This is a genomic window from Pseudomonas sp. 2VD, assembly GCF_005503585.1.
GTDB classification, from domain to species: domain Bacteria; phylum Pseudomonadota; class Gammaproteobacteria; order Pseudomonadales; family Pseudomonadaceae; genus Pseudomonas; species Pseudomonas aeruginosa.
The window spans coordinates 1-2354 of sequence record NZ_SCND01000566.1 but is presented as its reverse complement, the minus strand read 5'-3'; the positions used below and the strand labels follow the sequence as shown (position 1 = coordinate 2354).

At 70.8% G+C, this 2354-nt stretch carries 1 protein-coding gene and 2 pseudogenes; all 3 read left to right on the top strand.

Annotated features, from left to right (window positions below):
• Positions 1-59 precede the first annotated feature (59 nt).
• Positions 60-554: pseudogene (gene tagF / locus FFS27_RS31740) on the top strand (type VI secretion system-associated protein TagF); the annotation flags it as partial.
• Positions 555-563: 9 nt separating this feature from the next.
• Positions 564-1292, top strand: a complete 729-nt coding sequence (gene pppA / locus FFS27_RS31735; protein WP_003083639.1) for a serine/threonine phosphatase PppA — start codon at positions 564-566, stop codon at positions 1290-1292.
• Positions 1293-1299: 7 nt separating this feature from the next.
• A pseudogene (ppkA, locus tag FFS27_RS31730) lies at positions 1300-2354 on the top strand (serine/threonine protein kinase PpkA); the annotation flags it as partial.

Genomic DNA, 2354 nt, shown 5'->3' with positions numbered 1-2354 from the left:
GAAGACGGCATACGATGGGCTCAGGCGGCTCGTGGGCTCGGAGATGTGGATAAGGGACAGCCCCCGGCCTGCTCGGCGGCGAAGCGGTGGCCGGGGTGGTGATGCCGAGCATCGACCGGGTCGGTCGCTATTTCCCGCTGACCGTCGCCTGCCTGCTGCCGGCGAACGCCGACCTCGGCGGGCTGGTCGGCGGCGACGACGGCTGGTTCGAGCAGGTCGAGAGCCTGCTGCTCTCCACCCTCGAACCGGAGGCCGAGGTCGAGGCCTTCGAGCAGGCGGTGGCGCAGCTCCCGGCCCCTCCCTGCGGACCGCGCATCGAACAATCGCTGATCAGCGGCAACCTGCTGCGCAGCGAAGCGGTGACCCCGGCGCAGCGCCTCGCCGCGCTGGCCCAGCATGCCTGCGACGGCGCCAGCCACTGGTGGGGACGCGGCTCGGCACGGATCTCCGCCGGCCTGATGCGCTACCAGGGCCTGCCGCCGGCGCCGGCGTTCGGACGATTCCTCACCGGAGAGGGCGAGGTGATCCCGCTCTTTCCCGGCATACCCGGTTAAGGACAACTGATGGTGCCCAACTCAGTCAGCTACTACAGGTCGGCCAGCTACAGCCACGTCGGCATGGTCCGCAAGGTCAACGAAGACGCCAGTCTCGACGCCCCCGAGTCGGGACTCTGGGTGGTCGCCGACGGCATGGGCGGCCACGCCGCCGGCGACTTCGTCAGCAGCCTGATCGTCGATACCCTGCGGCGCATCCCGGCGGCCTCCTCGCTACCGGCCTACGTCGGCGCGTTGCGCACCGGCCTCGCCCAGGTCAACGAGCGGGTTCGCCAGGAGGCTGGCCTGCGTGGCGTCAGCGTGATGGGCAGCACCCTGGTACTGCTCGCCGCGCGCGGCAACCAGGCGAGCTGCCTGTGGGCCGGCGACAGCCGCCTGTACCGCCTGCGCGGCGGCGTGCTGGAAGCCATCTCGCGGGACCACAGCTACGTCCAGGAGCTGCTCGACAACGCATTGATCAGCGAGGAAGAGGCGCGCCACCATCCGCGCGCCAACGTGGTCACCCGCGCGGTCGGCGTGCACGAGCAACTGGAACTGTCGGAAGCCGCGCTGCACGTGCTGCCCGGCGACAGCTTCCTGCTCTGCAGCGACGGCCTCAACAAGACCGCCGACGACAGCGAACTGCGCGACGTGCTCAGCCACAGCGATCCCTATGCGGTGGTCCGCAGCCTGGTCCACCTGGGCCTGACCCGCGGCGCCCCGGACAACATCACGGCCCTGGTGGTCAGGGCCTTCTGAGACGGACATGGACATAGAACTTCCGGGATTCGACATCGAACGCGAGCTGGGCGAAGGCGCCATGGCCACGGTCTACCTGGCCACCCAGCGCTCGCTGCAGCGCAAGGTGGCGCTGAAGGTGATGGCCGCGGCGCTGGCCGCCGACCCGAGCTTCGCCGAACGCTTCCTGCGCGAAGGTCGGACCCTGGCGCGGCTGTCGCACCCGAACACGGTGACCATCCACGACATCGGCAACGTCGGCAGTTGCTACTACATGGCCATGGAATACCTGCCCAACGGCACGCTCAAGGAGCGCATCCAGCAGGGCCTCGATCCCGAGCAGGGCCTGGCCTACGTACGGCAGGTGGCCGCCGCGCTCGGCTACGCGCACTCCCAGGGCCTGGTGCATCGCGACGTGAAGCCGGCCAACATCCTGTTCCGCGCCGACGGCACCGCGGTGCTCTCTGACTTCGGCATCGCCAAGTCGATCGAGGACAATACCCAGTTCACCCAGGTCGGCTTCGCCGTCGGCACCCCCAGCTACATGAGCCCGGAGCAGGCCCGCGGGCAGGAGATCGACGGCCGCGCCGACCTCTACGCGCTGGGCGTGGTGCTCTACGAGATCCTCACCGGCAAGCTGCCCTACAACGGCAAGGACTCGCTCTCCACCGCCCTGGCCCACCTCACCGAGCCGCTGCCGGAACTGCCGATCGAGCAGGGCCGCTACCAGGACATCCTGCGCCAGTTGCTGGCCAAGGACCCGGCCGAGCGCTTCCCCACCGCCGGCGCGTTGATCGCCGCCCTCGACCGCCTGGCGCCGAGCGCCCTGGAAGCCACCCAGATCCGTCCGCTGGCGACGCCGCAGGGCTCGCCGCGAGCGAGCAACCCGCCGCCGGCCGAACCCGCGCCCCTGCCGTCCGCCGACCTCGGCGGCCTGCAACCGGTGTCGATCCAGTTGCCGCCGGTCACGCCCAGCGCCGGCGGCGCCACGCCGCCTCCGCCTCCGCCGTCGCAAGCGGCGAAACCGCCATCGCCCCCGCCGCCTCCGTTGCCGCCGGCGAAGCCACGTGCCGGCGGCAACGG